The following is a 15,321-nucleotide window of genomic DNA, read 5'->3' as shown; positions in this document are numbered from 1 at the left end:
TTTCAGCTTCATTGAGAAAAAGGAGCGCTACCCGCTCGCCACAAGCGGCCGGATAACGCTGAAACGTTTCAAGGAGTGTGTAAGCAGCGCAAGGTGAAAGCAAGCTTTCTCCCTTTCGCCATTGCAGATTTTTGAGCTTACGCACACTTTCGCCGGCGCATTGGTCAGCGCCAGGGCAAAATGACATACTGTGCTGAAACTTTGCTGACGGAGAAAAGCATGAACGTAGTGACGGGCGTCGGGGTGATCATCGTCAACCCGCAGGGCGAGATTTTGTTGGGCAAACGCTGCGGCCCGCACGCGCCCTTTTGGTCGATCCCCGGCGGGCATCTGGAGGCCGGTGAAACCTTCGAGCAGTGTGCCCAGCGCGAAATCGCCGAAGAGACCGGGTTGCTTATCGACCCGCCGCGCTTCGTGGGCGTCAGCAACAATCTGCAAACCTGGCGCGCCGAAGGCAAACACACGGTGTCTGTTTGCCTGCAGGTGGATCATCCCGGCGGCAGCGCCGAGTTGAAAGAACCTGAAAAGTGCGCCGAGTGGCGCTGGTGCGCGCCAGACGCCCTGCCGGAGCCGCATTTCGAAGCCAGCCGCACCGCCATCCGCCTGTGGCTGAGCGGCCAGGCCTATGTGCCCACGGCCTGACCCATCGCGAGCGCATGTTGCGCTCGCTTCCCCTGCCGCCCTGCCTCATCGCTGTATAAATTAGAATATAACGCTATTTTTTGCGATATATGCCCTTTTTTTGACTACGGATAACCCTATGGGGTTAACCCTCTTCTATTATTACCCCTGCAATCGACGTGGCATTCTGACCTCCGGTCGGCGGCCTTTTGGCAAGATTTTATTTTAAATTCATAATTATAAGCGGGTTTATCATGAGCAAAAAACTGACTGGCTTTGAAAAAAAGCGCCGGTGGGGGTGGCTATGGCTTTTGCTGCTGGGGATTATCCTCGGCGCGGCGCTGTTGGCCGGGACCGCCACCGTCTTCCATAAAACCAGCGATACCGCCTTCTGCGTTTCCTGCCACACCATGCAACAACCGCTGGCCGAATATCAGGGCAGCGTCCACTTCCAAAACACCAAGGGCATCCGCGCCGAGTGCGCCGACTGCCACGTGCCGCACCAGCCGATCGATTACCTGTGGACCAAAATCCGCGCGGTGAAAGACATTTACGGCGAGATGGTCGGCACCATCGATACGCCGGAAAAATACGAAGCGCACAAGCTGGCGATGGCGCAGTCAGTCTGGAAAACGCTGAAAGAGAACGACTCAGCCACCTGCCGCTCCTGCCACAGCTACGACGCCATGGACATCACCGCCCAGCGCCCTGAGGCGCGCCTGCAGCACCCGGTGGCGATCAAACAGGGCGAGACCTGCATCGATTGCCATAAGGGCGTGGCCCACATCCTGCCAGACATGAGCGGCGAAACCCAGGCCGGCGCCGCCGAGCTGGCGAAGGCCGCGGCGCTGACCGCACCGGACGCCACCACCCTCTACACCATCGCCACCGAGCCGTTCTTCCTCAGCGCGGATGACAGCCATAACGCCGGCAACCTGATGCCGTCCACCGAAGTGCAGGTGGTTAAGCAGCAGGGCGACAAGGTGCTGGCCACCGTCAGCGGCTGGCAGCAGGACGGCGTCAGCGAAGTGTTCTACGCCGCGCAGGGCAAACGCATCCTCAGCGTGCTGCTGGGTGAAGACGCGCGCCAACAGCTGAAGACCGCCTCCACCCAGACCGATGCGGAAACCGGCCTGGTCTGGCATCAGGTTTCTCTGCAGGTGTGGCTGCCGCGTAAACAGTTGATCGACGATCAGCAAAAAATCTGGCGCTACGCCGCGGACATGATGTCGGCCAACTGCACCGGTTGCCACGGGCTGACCGCGCTCGATCGCTTCAACGCCAACCAATGGATCGGCGTCATCAAAGGCATGGCGCCGCGCACCTCGCTGACGCAGGAACAGCTGCGCGTGCTGACGCAATACGTACAAAAACACGCCAGCGACATGCCACCTGCCGCACCGGCCAAGCTTTAAGGGAGAAGCGCAATGAGCAACCAACAACCGTTAACAATGAGCCGCCGCCGCTTCCTGACCGGGGCCGCCGCGCTGGCCGCCGCCCCGCTGCTGGCAGGCTTATGGCCCAAAGCGGCGCTGGCGCAGGCCATCAGCGAAGCGCTGCCGCAATTCATCGTCTTGCGTCAGGCGCAAAAAGGCATTCTGACCGGCGCCCACTGGGGCGCATTCGAGGCCATCGTGCAAGACGGCAAGATGGTCGGCGTGCAGCCGGTGCAGGACGATCCGTACCCCAATGAGCTGATCACCATGGCGCCTTATCAGGTGCACGCCGAGAACCGCATCAAATATCCGATGGTGCGTAAAAGCTGGCTGGAAGGCGGCCCCGGCAGCCATACCGAGCTGCGCGGCCGCGACGAGTGGGTGCGCGTCAGCTGGGACAAAGCGACCGAGCTGGTGTGCAATGAGATCGTTCGCCTGCAAAAAGATCACGGGCCGCAGTCGATCTACGCCGGTTCCTACGGCTGGAAAAGCGTCGGCATGCTGCACAACAGCCGCACGCTGCTGCAGCGCCTGATGAACCTGACCGGCGGTTTCCTCGGCTACGCCGGCGACTACTCCACCGGCGCGGCGCAGGTGATCATGTCGCACGTGGTCGGTTCGATGGAGGTCTACGAACAGCAGACCGCCTGGCCGAACGTGATCGAGAACAGCGAGCTGGTGATCCTGTGGGGCTGCAACCCGATGGTCACGCTGAAAAACAGCTGGAACGTGCCGGATCACGTCGGCCAGACCGGCTTCGAGGCGCTGAAGAAGAAAGGCACCCGGGTGATCAGCATCGATCCGGTGCACAGCGACAGCGCCAAGTTCGTCAATGCGCAGTGGATCGCCCCGCGTCCTTATACCGACGGCGCCATGCTGATCGGCATCGCCCACACGCTGCTGACCGAGAAGCTGCATAACCCGGACTTCCTGAAAACCTACACCGTCGGCTTCGACAAGTTCCAGGCCTACCTGCTGGGCGAGAGCGACGGCGTGGCGAAAACCGCCGAATGGGCGGCCGACATCAGCGGCGTCGATGCCGACACTCTGCGCGGTCTGGCGCGCGAGATGGCGAAGCATCGCACCATGATCATGGGCGGCTGGGGCATTCAGCGCCAGCACCACGGCGAACAGCAGCACTGGCTGCTGGTGACGGTGGCGGCGATGCTCGGCCAGATCGGCCTGCCGGGCGGCGGCTTCGGCTTCAGCTACCACTATTCCTCCGGCGGCAGCCCGACCGCCAAGGGCGGCATCATCGCCGGCATCTCCGCCGGCAACGCGCCGAAGAACTCCCCGGCGCCGATCCCGGTGGCGCGCATCGCCGAATGCCTGAGCAATCCGGGCAAAACCATCGACTTCAACGGTGCCAAGGTCACTTACCCTGAGGTGAAAATGGTGTATGTGGCGGGCGGCAACACCTTCCACCAGCATCAGGACACCAATAACCTGGTCAAAGCCTGGCAGCGGCCGGACACCATCGTGGTCAACGAGCCTTACTGGACCGCCACCGCCAAGCATGCCGACATCGTGCTGCCGGCCACCACCAGCTACGAGCGCAACGATCTGGAAATGGGCGGCGACTATTCGCAGCTCTATGTGTTCCCGATGCATCAATGCGTGCCGCCGCAGCACGAGTCGCGCAGCGACTTCGACATCTTCTCGGCGATGGCGGCCAGGCTGGGCGTGCAGGAGGCCTTTACCGAGGGCAAAGACGAAACCCAGTGGCTGAAAGGCATGTACGACGACATGAAGAACCAGGCGCGCGCGGCCCGGGTGGCGCTGCCGCCGTTCGACATGTTCTGGCAATCCAACAACTACGTGCGCTTCCCGGTGCCGGAGGCCAACACGCAGTGGGTGCGCTTCGCCGACTATCGCGACAACCCGCTGTTGAACCCGCTGGGCACGCCGTCGGGCAAGATCGAGATCTACTCCGACGCCATCGCCAAAATGCATTACGAGGATTGCCCCGGCATCCCGACCTGGATGCCGCCGCACGAGTGGTATCGCGGGCCGGAAGCGGCCAAATATCCGCTGTCGCTCAATACCGCGCACCCGACCAACCGGCTGCACTCTCAGCTCGACAACACGCCGCTGCGCGAGAAATACGCGGTAGCGGATCGTGAAGCTATCCTGATCCATCCGCAGGACGCGCAGCCGCGCGGCATCAGCGGCGGCGATCTGGTGCGGGCGTTCAACGATCGTGGCCAGATCCTGGTGGGCGCGGTGGTCAGCGAAGACGTGCGACCGGGCGTGGTGCGCATCAGCGAAGGTGCCTGGTTCGATCCGGCCGATCCGGCGCAACCCGGCTCGCTGTGCAAGAACGGCAATGTCAACTGCCTGACCTTCGACATCGGCTCTTCCAGCCTGGCGCAGGGCAACTGCGGGCAGATGGCGCAGCTGCAGATCGAGAAGTATCGGGGGCCGGTATTGAAAAATACCGCGCACGCGGTGCCACAAGGCGCCTGATTTACCGGCAAGCAAAGGGGCGCGACGCGCCCCTGAGGTTGATGACAAACCTCATGTCATTGCCCGGTTTGCAGAAAGCAGCGGATAACAAACAGGGAAAATCAATGAATTGATTTTCGGCTGATGACCACAAAGGAGGAAAAACCACGTTTTTTCCTCCTTTGTCAACGGTCTGGGGGGCGCGACGCGCCCCTTTTTTCTCGTCGCCGCACGACATATCCGTTTACCCTTCGCCGCAAGGGAGCGGTTTGCGTTTCATTTCAACGGGCGTATGATGCGCGCGACCTTCCTTTTTCGACGAATTCTCAACCACCATGCCGACTTCATCCGCAGTAACGCGACGCGCGCCCGATCTCACTTCGCTGGCCTTTTTGGCGGTGGCGTTCCTGACCGGTATCGCCGGTGCGTTGCAAACCCCGACGCTGAGCCTGTTTCTGGAAACCGAGGTCAAGGTACGGCCGGCGCTGGTCGGGCTGTTCTTTACCGGCAGCGCGGTGATCGGCATTCTGGTCAGCCAGTTTCTCGCCGGCCGTTCGGATAAACAAGGCGACCGCAAATCGCTGATCTTCCTCTGCTGCATGCTGGGTGCGCTGGGGTTCACGCTGTTCGCCTGGAACCGCGACTATTACCTGCTGCTGATCGTCGGCGTGGTGCTCACCAGCTTCGGCTCCACCGCCAACCCGCAGATGTTTGCGCTGGCACGTGAGCATGCCGACCGTACCGGCCGCGAGGCGGTGATGTTCACCTCCATCATGCGCGCCCAGGTCTCCCTGGCCTGGGTCATTGGCCCGCCGATCGCCTTCGCGCTGGCGCTGGGCTTCGGCTTTAAGGCCATGTATCTGGCGGGCGCGGCGGCCTTTGTGCTGTGCGGCCTGCTGGTGTGGAAACGGCTGCCCTCGATGCCGAAAACCGCGGCGACGAACGCGCCCCTGGCCGCACCGCGGCAGCACCGCCGCGATTCGCTGCTGCTGTTCGTCGCCTGCACCCTGATGTGGACCGCCAACAGCATGTACCTGATCAACATGCCGCTGTACGTGGTGCACGAGCTGCGGCTACCGGAGCGGCTGGCCGGGATATTGATGGGCGCCGCCGCCGGGCTGGAGATCCCGGTCATGCTGCTCGCCGGCCTGGCGGCGAAGCGCTGCGGCAAACGCCGCCTGATGCGCGGGGCGGTGGTCGCCGGCGTGCTGTTCTACTGCGGCCTGCTGTTTATCACCGGCAGCTGGCAGCTCATCGCCCTGCAGCTGCTGAATGCGGCGTTTATCGGCGTGCTGGCGGGGATCGGCATGCTCTATTTTCAGGATTTGATGCCCGGCCAGGCCGGCGCGGCCACCACGCTGTTCACCAACACCACCCGGGTGGGCTGGATCATCGCCGGCTCGATCGCCGGCGCGGTGGCGGAAATCTGGAACTACCATGCGGTGTTTTACGCCGCGCTGGCGATGACGGTGGGGGCCACGCTGTGCCTGTGGCGGTTGAAAGACGCTTAGGGCGCGGTGTCCGCTTCCAGCCTGGCGAGATAAATCAGCGCCTGATCGCGGTGATCGTGGCACATGTCGCGGCTCGGCTGCAGGCTGCCGCACACTTTCGGCCGCAGCGGCGAATGAAACAGGCCGCAGCGCAGCCGTTCATCCAGGTGAATGCAGCGGGTATTGGCGGGCTTGCCGTTCGGCATGCCGGGGATCGGGCTGGATATTGACGGCGCGATACAGCAGGCGCCGCAGTCGCTGCGACAGTCCATCAGCGCTACTCCTGGTGGGCTGGGGAAAAGAAGCGCGACAATAGCAGCCGCGCGCGGCGGCCGCCAGCAGAATCCCTGCGCCCCGGCGATCTTTACACTCATCGCCCTGCACCGGCCGGCGTCATCCTATGGCGAATAAACGCCCAACACACCTTGATTTACAGATAAAAACGCGTGAAACGTGCAATTACCCCGCTTTACATGCGCCATACACCCATGTACCATTGAGCTAGTACAAAAGAACCTTTTCCATCAGGAGCACGCATGTCTACGGACACCATCCAGAAGCTGGCCCGCCCTTCCGTCCTCGGCGGCGCGATGATCATTGCCGGAACCGCCGTTGGCGCCGGCATGTTTTCCATTCCGATCGTCACTTCCGGTGTCTGGTTCAGCGGCTCCGTCGCGCTGCTGGTGTATACCTGGGCCTGCATGTTGCTTTCCGGCCTGATGATCCTCGAAGCCACGCTGCACTATCCGAGCGGCGCCAGCTTCAACACCATGGTCAAGGATCTGCTGGGTAAAGGCTGGAACGCCGTGAACGGCCTGTCGGTGGCGTTCGTGCTGTACATCCTGACCTACGCCTATATCTCCGCCGGCGGCTCGATTATCGCGCATACACTGGAGGGCATCGTCGGCGTCGGCCAGACCACCGCCGGCCTGGTGTTCGCGCTGGTCGTGGCGTTTATCGTCTGGCTCTCCACCCGCGCGGTCGATCGCCTGAGCACCATTCTGATCGGCGGTATGGTGATCACCTTCGTGATGTCGGTGGGCGACATGTTCACCCATGTGCAGCCTGCGGTGCTGTTCAACACCGGCGATGATCAGGCCAGCTATCTGCCTTACGCCCTGGCGGCGCTGCCTTACCTGCTGACCTCGTTCGGTTACCACGGCAACATTCCCGGGCTGGTGAAGTACTACCACAAGGACAGCGGCTCCGTGGTGCGCAGCCTGGTGTACGGCACCCTGCTGGCGCTGGCGATCTACATCCTGTGGCAGTATGTGATTCAGGGCAATATCGCGCGCGACGCCTTCAAGCAGGTGATCGCCGAGGGCGGCAATATCGGCAGCCTGCTCAAGCAAATGGGCAACGTCTCCAGCAGCCAGACCGTCAGCCAACTGCTGAACGCCTTCTCCTATATGGCGCTGGCCAGCTCGTTCCTCGGCGTGTCGCTGGGCCTGTTCGATTACCTGGCGGACTTCTGCAAGTTCAAGGACGACGCCGTCGGACGCAGCAAGACCGCGCTGGTGACCTTTGTGCCGCCGACCCTGGCCGCGCTGCTGTTCCCGAACGGTTTCCTGTACGCCATCGGCTTCGCCGGGCTGGCGGCCACCATTTGGGCAGTGATCGTGCCGGCGCTGATGGCGCGCGCCAGCCGCCGCCGCTATCCGCAGGCGGGATACCGCGCACCGGGCGGCAACGGCGTGATCCTGTTCGTCATCCTGTTCGGGCTAATCAACGCTGCCGCGCATATTCTGTCGCTGTTCGGTCTGCTGCCGATCTTCCACTAATCCCCGAAGGGAGAGCATCTGCTCTCCCTTTCCCGCACTGTTTTTACGCCGGGCTATTGCCTGAAATCAGCGGCACGAGTACCTTGTCGCAACTTCTCTAATACTCTTCATTGCGGATGAATTGAAATGGCAAGAGCTAACGAAATTAAGCGCGGCATGGCGATCAGCTACAACGGCAAATTGCTGCTGGTAAAAGATATCGACGTGCAGAGCCCGAGCGCCCGCGGCGCCAGCACCCTGTACAAAATGCGCTTCTCCGACGTGCGCACCGGCCTGAAAGTGGAAGAACGCTTCAAGGGCGACGATATCCTGGACACCATTTCCCTGTCGCGCCGCAAGGTGAACTTCTCCTATATCGACGGCGAAGAATACGTGTTCATGGATGACGAAGACTACACGCCGTACATCTTCAAGAAAGACCAGATCGAAGACGAGCTGCTGTTCATTCCGGAAGGCGGTCTGCCGGGCATGCAGGTGCTGACGCTGGACGGCCAGGTGCTGGCGCTGGAGCTGCCGCAGACCGTGGATATGGAAATCGTCGAGACCGCGCCGGGCATCAAAGGCGCTTCCGCCAGCGCCCGCAACAAACCGGCCACCATGGCGACCGGCCTGGTGATCCACGTGCCGGAATACCTCAGCGCCGGCGACAAGATTCGCATTCATATCGCCGAACGCCGCTACATGAGCCGCGCCGACTAGTCGACGCCAGCGGGGCCGAGTCTCGGCCCCGTTCCCTTTTCCGCTACGGCAATTCCGGGAAAAAGCGCCGCTTGAGCGCCAGCTCGACGCCGCGCAGCTCCGCCAGCCCTTTCAACCGCCCGATGGCCGAATAGCCCGGATTGGTTTTCTTTTTCAAGTCGTCCAGCATCTGATGCCCATGATCGGGGCGCATCGGGATCGGCCGCCGATCGCCTGCCCGTTGCCGACGCAGCTCTTCGGTCAGGATCGCTTCGATCACCGCCACCATGTCCACATCGCCCTGCAGGTGCGCCCCTTCGTGGAAGCTTTTCGGGTTCTCCTCGCGGCAGGTGGCGCGCAGGTGGGTAAAGTGAATGCGATCGCCGAAGGTCTCAATCATCCGCACCAGATCGTTATCGGCGCGCACGCCGTATGAACCGGTGCATAGGGTGAAGCCGTTATAAATGCTGTCGACGGTCTGCTTCAGCCACTGCATGTCTTCAATCGTGGAGACGATGCGCGGCAGGCCGAGGATCGGCCGCGGCGGATCGTCGGGGTGCACCGCCAGCCGGATGCCGGCCTCTTCCGCCACCGGCACGATGGCGCGCAGAAAGGCCGCCATGTTTTCGCGCAGCCGCGCCTTGTCGATGCCGTCGTATTCCGCCAACCGGCGGCGGAACTGATCCAGCGTGTAGCCCTCCTCCGCCCCCGGCAGCCCGGCGATGATGTTGCCGGTCAGCGTGGCTTTCTCCTCCTCGCTCATGGCGGCGAAACGGGCCGCCGCCTGGCTGCGTTCCTGCGGCGTATAGTCGGCTTCGGCGCCGGCGCGCTGCAGGATATGCAGCTCGAACGCGGCGAAGGCTATCTGATCGAAACGCAACGCTTTGGAACCGTCCGGCAGCGGATAGGCCAGATCGGTGCGCGTCCAGTCGAGGATCGGCATGAAGTTGTAGCAGACGGTATCGATGCCGCAGGCCGCCAGGTTGCGCAGCGACTGCTGGTAATTGGCGATATACCGCCGCCAGTCGCCGCTGTGGGTTTTGATCTCCTCATGTACCGGCACGCTCTCCACCACCGACCACACCAGCCCCTTTTCCGCCAACAGCGCCTGCCGCGCGCGGATTTCGTCGATCGGCCAGACTTCACCGTTCGCGATATGATGCAGCGCCGTCACCACCCCGGTCGCCCCGGCCTGACGCACATCGTCCAGAGAAACCGGATCGTTCGGGCCATACCAACGCCATGTTTGTTCCATGTTTTGTCCTTATGCCTGTCTCGCACCGCAATGCTGTTATACCAGTTTAATTTAGATGTCAGTTATCTTTAACTTACTCTTTCGCCCTGCGCTGTCAAAACAGAACCCCTCATTGGTTGATCCACTTCACGATTCTGGCTTATTTTGGACTGACCAATTCCTTTAACTGGCCGACATCCTTACACTGGTCGCAGTTTTTTATCACCGGTGCCACCCTGCCTGCGCGGCGGAAAACTGGTCTGCTAACTTGGCGCAAGTGGCCCGCCAGCTGTCTTACCCGTTTTGGAGATGAGATGAAAACGATCGCCAACACCCCGCTGCCGAGCGCCGTCCGGCAGCCGGACTATGACCGCCGGGCCCTGCGCAGCCGCATCGTGCACCTTGGCTTCGGCGCGTTCCACCGCGCGCATCAGGCGCTGCTGACCGATCGGGTGCTGAACGCCCAAGGCGGCGATTGGGGCATTTGCGAAATCAGTCTTTCCGGCGGCGTGCCGCTGTTTGAGGCGCTGCGGCAACAGGATCATCTGTACAGCGTGCTGGAGAAAGGCGCGGACGGCCATCAGGCCATCGTGGTCGGTGCGGTGCATGAGAGCCTGCATCGCAAGCTGGAAGGCATCGCCGCGGTGCTGGAGAAGCTGGCCGAGCCGCAGGTGGCGATCGTTTCGATGACCATCACCGAAAAAGGCTATTGCATCGAGCCCGGCAGCGGGCGGCTGGATAGGCAGCATTCGGGGATCGTCACCGATCTGGCGTGGCCGCATCAGCCGCAGACCGTGCCGGGCATTTTGGTGGAAGCGCTGCGGCTGCGGCGCGAACGCGGCCTGCCCGCCTTCTCCCTGCTCTCCTGCGACAATATTCCGGAGAACGGCCACGTGCTGCGCCGGGCGGTGCTCGATCTGGCGCAGGCGCGGGATCCGGCACTCGCCGACTGGATCGCCACCGCCGCCACCTTCCCCTGCACCATGGTGGATCGCATCGTGCCGGCCGCCACGCCGGCCACGCTGGATGAGATCGCCGCCGCGCTGGGCGGCGTGCGCGACGAATGCGCCATCGCCTGCGAGCCCTTCATCCAATGGGTGGTGGAAGACAACTTTATCGCCGGACGCCCGGCGTGGGAGCAGGCCGGCGTCCAACTGGTCAGCGATGTACTGCCGTTTGAACACATGAAGCTGCGCATGCTGAACGGCAGCCACTCATTCCTGGCTTACCTCGGTTACCTGGGCGGCTACCGCTATATCAACGAGTGCATGGCGGATGAGCACTACCGCCGCGCCGCCCTGCGGTTGATGCTGGACGAACAGGCCCCGACGCTGAGCGTCGCCGGCATCAGTCTGGCCGACTACGCCGCACAGCTTATCGCGCGCTTCAACAATCCGGCGCTGCAACACCTCACCTGGCAGATCGCCATGGACGGCTCGCAGAAGCTGCCGCAGCGCCTGCTGGACGCGGTGCGCTGGCATCTGCGGCACGGCGGTGACTATAGCGGGCTGGCGCTGGGCGTGGCGGGCTGGATGCGTTACGTCGGCGGCGTCGATGACGCCGGTCAGCCGATCGACATTCGCGATCCGCTGGCAGACGTGTTGCAACAGACGATCGCCGCCACAACGGACGATCGGCGACGCGTAACGGCGTTGCTGGCGCTGAAATCAGTGTTCGGCGAAACGCTGGCGGCGCATGCGGCGTTTACCGAAGCGGTAACGCAAGCCTATTTGTCCCTGCGCGATCGCGGGGCGCGTGAAACGGTGAAGGAGTGGGTGATGCGGTGAGGAGCCTGCAGGGCCGAGAATAACCATGCCGGCGTAACGTTACGCCGGCATGGCGGAACGACTTAACGATAAACGACCGTCATAACAGCAAGTTTTTTCTGTTGGTCTACCCACTTCATTTCGGTTGTGCCTAGATTTAGCGGAAGTTCTTTGCGTGTAGCATCAAAACCTGACAACGCTTGCTGGGCCTGATAACGCTGGCCGTTGCGGTAACATTGCGTATTCGCCTTAGAATCTGCAATATTGACCGTGCAAGGACTTTCAACGATAGAACCGACGAAGCGAATTACCCCGCCGGCCACTCCTGCATGACTCACTGCCGTCCATGAAAACAACATTCCTACGATCAAAAATAACCGAAAGGTATTCATGGCAACCTCATTTTTAGTTAAGCCAATTTAACCATAGAGGATCTTGTTAGGAATAATCGCAAGGAAAGGGACAGGATTTGATCGTTAATCGCGTCATTAACAATGTAAAAACAAGCTACTAACAAAAGTTAACCGCATCTAATACAGGGTTTTATCTAAGAATTTTCTTGCTTTTAAAGGTGGCTTTTGCCGGTTGAAAAGCGCAGGGTGACGTGCAAAATTTGCGAGATAGAGCACAAATTAAATTGCGGCCGCTTCACCGACAAGGCAGCGTAACTCATTTATTAAGCAAGTTAATTTTTACGCCAGGAATTATTAATGACCAAAACCAATTTGATTACCGGCTTTCTCGGCAGCGGTAAAACCACCACCATCCGCCATTTGCTGGCTCATAAGCCCGAACAGGAACGCTGGGCGGTATTGGTCAATGAATTCGGCGAAATAGGCATCGACGGCGCGCTGCTGGCGGACAGCGGCGCGGTGCTCAAAGAGATCCCCGGCGGCTGCATGTGCTGCGTCAACGGCCTGCCGATGCAGGTGGGCTTGAATATGCTACTGCAGCAGGCCAAACCGGATCGGCTGCTGATTGAGCCGACCGGGCTCGGACACCCGAAGCAAATCCTGTCGCTGCTGACCCAGGAGAGCTATGCCGGCTGGATCGATCTGCAGGCCACGCTGTGCCTGCTGGATGCCCGCCAGCTCAGCCAACCCCGCTACCGCGACAACGAAAACTTCCGCGATCAGCTGGCCGCGGCCGATGTTATTCTGGCCAGCAAAAGCGATACCTATCAGCCGGAAGACAGGCGGGCGCTGGAAGCCTGGAGGGCGCAAGATCCGCTGCAGCGGCCCTGCTACGCCATCGCGCAAGGCCAAGCGGATGTCGCGCTGTTGTCCCTCCCGCGCACGAATCGTGCAGAATTACCGGACGCGCAGCATCATCATGGTCAGGCGAAAACGCAGGGGCTGGCAGCGCTGCGATTGCCGGAGCACGCCCGCTGGCGGCGAGCGCTGAACGAGGGGCAAGGCTTCACCAGCTGCGGCTGGATTTTTGACGCCGACACCCAGTTCGACACCGTCGGCTTTATGGAGTGGGTACGACTCGCGCCGGTCGAACGCGCCAAAGGCGTGGTGCGCATTCCCGAAGGCACATTGCTGATCAATCGTCAGGGGCAGGATCTCAACATCGAAACCCGCCCGCTCGCGCCGCTCGACAGCCGGATTGAACTGATCCACAGCGAAAATACCGACTGGAACGCCCTGCAATCCGCCTTGTTTAAGATTCGTTTAAGTTAAACCCCGTACCGTTGCCCCCTCGGTTGTCGCAGGGCGGCCGGGTTTTGTTTCGTTTTCATTTTTTCAACAGGTTATGTCATGACACGCCGCAATTTACCCTTCATTCTCTTCTTTAACTTACTGGGCGTTGCGCTGTTTCTGTCCTGGTTCCTGCCGGCCAATCACGGCGGCTGGTTTACCCTGGATTCGGCGATTTTTTTCTTCTTTAACCGCCATCTGGCTACCGACCCGGCATTTTTGCATCTGGTCGCCATCACCAATAACCGCGCGTTTGATGTCATTTCGCTGCTCGCCATGGGTCTGCTGTATCTGTACTTCTACCTGAAGCAGGACGCCGCCGGCCGCCGCCGCCTGGTGATCACCGGCGTGGTGATGCTGCTGACCGCCGTGGTGCTGAATCAGCTTGGCCATCTGCTGCCGGTGAAACATCCGAGCCCTACCCTGACCTTCGACAATATCCATCGCGTCAGCGAGCTGACCGGCATCCCGACCAAGGACGCTTCCGGCGACAGCTTCCCCGGCGACCACGGCATGATGCTGATTATTTTTTCCTGCTTTATGCTGCGCTATTTCGGCCGCGGTGCCTTCGCCGTCGCCCTGCTGATTACGCTGGTCTTTTCATTGCCACGCGTGATGATTGGCGCCCACTGGTTTACCGATATCGCCGTCGGTTCGCTGTCCGTGGTGCTGGTTGGCGCCAGCTGGGTGCTGATGACGCCTTGCAGCGACTGGATTGTCGATCGGTTGAATCGCCTGTTGCCCGGCAAGCACCGCCCCGGCCAACCATAACTTGCGTCTATGACTCATGCCGGGAGGCCCACGCCTCCCGTGCTCTCCCCCCGCGCCGCGCGCAAAATTTCACCGCCGCCCGTTAACGCTTTTGCAACCTGATTTCACGCCAGATTCATACATCGGACAATTGGCGTTTTTTATATGAAGATTTACATTATGTTACATCACAAATTCATATAAAAAAGACGGGAAAAAGGCTCGCAATCCCCTATTTGTTCCGGTAATCTCAGATGCGTTTGTGCCTGGTTTAAGTCGAATCAGTATGGAATCCGATAAAAATGTGCGTTCTCGCACGTTTTCAACGGTAACTGGTTGTCGATGCAACAGGTGCGGACTAGGCTCGTTCCGTTTGGCATTTTTCAGGTAGCGACTTTCGTCGTTAAGGACTTCAAGGGAAAACAACAACAATGGTCAAATCTCAACCGTTTCTGAGATATTTTTTGCGGGTAGTCCCTGCAATTGCCGCGGCGGTTATGCTGTCAGCGTGCAGCTCGACTCACACTTCGAACTTGAATAACGCACAAACTGAGATGCGTGCAGTTAATGACAAAGACGGTCTTTTACTGCAAGCCTCTCAGGATGAATTCGAAGCGATGGTCCGCAACGTTGACGTCAAGTCAAAGATTATGGATCAGTACGCGGACTGGAAAGGCGTTCGCTACCGCTTAGGCGGTGACACCAAGCGCGGCATCGATTGCTCGGCGTTTGTGCAGCGTACCTTCCGCGAACAGTTCGGCATGGATTTACCGCGCTCTACCTATGAACAGGAAGATCTCGGCAAGAAAATCCAGCGCACCAAGCTGCGCGCCGGCGATTTGGTGCTGTTCCGCGCCGGCTCTACCGGGCGCCATGTCGGTATCTATTTAGGCAACGATCAATTCGTTCACGCCTCCACCAGCAGTGGTGTCATGATTTCCAAGCTGACCGATAACTATTGGGACAAACGTTATCGAGAAGCGCGCCGGGTGCTGACCAGCGGCTGACGGCGCATCGCCTTGAAGATTCTGAATACCAAACGAGCGATAAGCGCCGCCTACGGGCGGCGTTTTTTTTGGCGGTTGAACAGGTTCCCCTCGCGCTTGGTCCCTGGCTTATCGTCACCTCTCCCCGCTTAACGCCGCCGCACACCATTATTTTGATAAACTGTTGGCAGGAAATCGCGCCGTCGAGGAAAAACTCGCCTATTATCGTCAGATGACGGCAACGGCGCCCCGGCGTTATTTAAAACGTTTCCGCTTAGAATAGGCGCATTATATTTCTGTCGGCGACGCCGCGTATTTAAACGGCGCCGCCGGTTGGTACGGGATAAAAAGGCAAAAATGAAAAAAAAGCCGTTGGTACAATCCATTAACTGGCTGTGCGACACCCCTGACGCCCTGTTGCAGAGGACTCG

At 60.4% G+C, this 15,321-nt stretch carries 13 protein-coding genes; 10 read left to right on the top strand and 3 right to left on the bottom strand.

Annotation, left to right across the window (positions count from 1 at the left end; genetic code table 11):
- Nucleotides 1-219: 219 nt before the first annotated feature.
- The 4 genes from WCL58_RS08460 to WCL58_RS08445 all read left to right on the top strand — a co-directional run bounded on the left by WCL58_RS08460 (nt 220) and on the right by WCL58_RS08445 (nt 6,013).
- Nucleotides 220-642: a nucleotide triphosphate diphosphatase NUDT15 gene (locus tag WCL58_RS08460; protein WP_046687518.1), complete on the top strand. Its 423-nt coding sequence runs from the start codon at nt 220-222 to the stop codon at nt 640-642.
- A 233-nt stretch (nt 643-875) separates the two neighbouring features.
- The gene (locus WCL58_RS08455; protein ID WP_084827383.1) at nt 876-2,036 is read left to right on the top strand and encodes a NapC/NirT family cytochrome c; all 1,161 of its coding nucleotides are present in this window, start codon (nt 876-878) and stop codon (nt 2,034-2,036) included.
- A gap of 12 nt (nt 2,037-2,048) precedes the next feature.
- Nucleotides 2,049-4,523, top strand: a complete 2,475-nt coding sequence (gene torA, locus WCL58_RS08450; protein WP_070914531.1) for a trimethylamine-N-oxide reductase TorA — start codon at nt 2,049-2,051, stop codon at nt 4,521-4,523.
- 314 nt (nt 4,524-4,837) lie between these two features.
- Nucleotides 4,838-6,013, top strand: a complete 1,176-nt coding sequence (locus tag WCL58_RS08445; RefSeq protein ID WP_049199360.1) for a sugar efflux transporter — start codon at nt 4,838-4,840, stop codon at nt 6,011-6,013.
- On the opposite strand, the gene WCL58_RS08440 is transcribed toward WCL58_RS08445, so the two are convergent.
- Nucleotides 6,010-6,264: a YkgJ family cysteine cluster protein gene (locus tag WCL58_RS08440; RefSeq protein ID WP_015378527.1), complete on the bottom strand. Its 255-nt coding sequence runs from the start codon at nt 6,262-6,264 to the stop codon at nt 6,010-6,012. The two genes, WCL58_RS08445 and WCL58_RS08440, sit on opposite strands and share 4 nt — an antisense overlap.
- A 264-nt stretch (nt 6,265-6,528) precedes the next feature.
- Between WCL58_RS08440 and mtr the strand changes: the two genes are divergently transcribed.
- Both mtr and yeiP read left to right on the top strand, forming a co-directional pair.
- Nucleotides 6,529-7,773 carry a tryptophan permease gene (gene mtr / locus WCL58_RS08435; protein WP_197862170.1) on the top strand — a complete coding sequence of 415 codons (1,245 nt, stop codon included), beginning with the start codon at nt 6,529-6,531 and terminating at the stop codon, nt 7,771-7,773.
- A 126-nt stretch (nt 7,774-7,899) separates the two neighbouring features.
- Entirely contained in the window at nt 7,900-8,472 is a 573-nt protein-coding gene (gene yeiP, locus WCL58_RS08430; protein WP_004935725.1) for an elongation factor P-like protein YeiP, read from the top strand.
- A 43-nt stretch (nt 8,473-8,515) separates the two neighbouring features.
- On the opposite strand, the gene uxuA is transcribed toward yeiP, so the two are convergent.
- Nucleotides 8,516-9,706 carry a mannonate dehydratase gene (uxuA, locus tag WCL58_RS08425; RefSeq protein ID WP_100396392.1) on the bottom strand — a complete coding sequence of 397 codons (1,191 nt, stop codon included), beginning with the start codon at nt 9,704-9,706 and terminating at the stop codon, nt 8,516-8,518.
- A gap of 293 nt (nt 9,707-9,999) precedes the next feature.
- Here uxuA and WCL58_RS08420 point away from each other — a divergent pair, with 293 nt between their 5' ends.
- Complete coding sequence (locus tag WCL58_RS08420) at nt 10,000-11,472, top strand: mannitol dehydrogenase family protein (protein ID WP_336850871.1); 1,473 nt, start codon at nt 10,000-10,002, stop codon at nt 11,470-11,472.
- 62 nt (nt 11,473-11,534) lie between these two features.
- On the opposite strand, the gene WCL58_RS08415 is transcribed toward WCL58_RS08420, so the two are convergent.
- A complete protein-coding gene (locus tag WCL58_RS08415; protein ID WP_060420188.1) occupies nt 11,535-11,843 on the bottom strand; it encodes a type 1 fimbrial protein in 309 nt (102 codons plus the stop codon).
- A gap of 318 nt (nt 11,844-12,161) precedes the next feature.
- On the opposite strand from WCL58_RS08415, the gene WCL58_RS08410 reads away from it, so the two are divergent.
- From WCL58_RS08410 to mepS, 3 genes are all read left to right on the top strand, one after another.
- Complete coding sequence (locus WCL58_RS08410; protein WP_060420186.1) at nt 12,162-13,136, top strand: CobW family GTP-binding protein; 975 nt, start codon at nt 12,162-12,164, stop codon at nt 13,134-13,136.
- Nucleotides 13,137-13,214: 78 nt separating this feature from the next.
- Nucleotides 13,215-13,925 carry a phosphatase PAP2 family protein gene (locus WCL58_RS08405; protein ID WP_038876299.1) on the top strand — a complete coding sequence of 237 codons (711 nt, stop codon included), beginning with the start codon at nt 13,215-13,217 and terminating at the stop codon, nt 13,923-13,925.
- Nucleotides 13,926-14,335: 410 nt separating this feature from the next.
- Nucleotides 14,336-14,911: a bifunctional murein DD-endopeptidase/murein LD-carboxypeptidase gene (mepS, locus tag WCL58_RS08400; RefSeq protein ID WP_038876300.1), complete on the top strand. Its 576-nt coding sequence runs from the start codon at nt 14,336-14,338 to the stop codon at nt 14,909-14,911.
- Nucleotides 14,912-15,321: the final 410 nt, after the last annotated feature.

Source organism: Serratia sp. TMDUHS_CL, assembly GCF_037137105.1.
Classification (GTDB): domain Bacteria; phylum Pseudomonadota; class Gammaproteobacteria; order Enterobacterales; family Enterobacteriaceae; genus Serratia; species Serratia nevei.
Note: the sequence above shows the minus strand (reverse complement) of the source record. Positions and strands in the feature narration are given on the sequence as shown.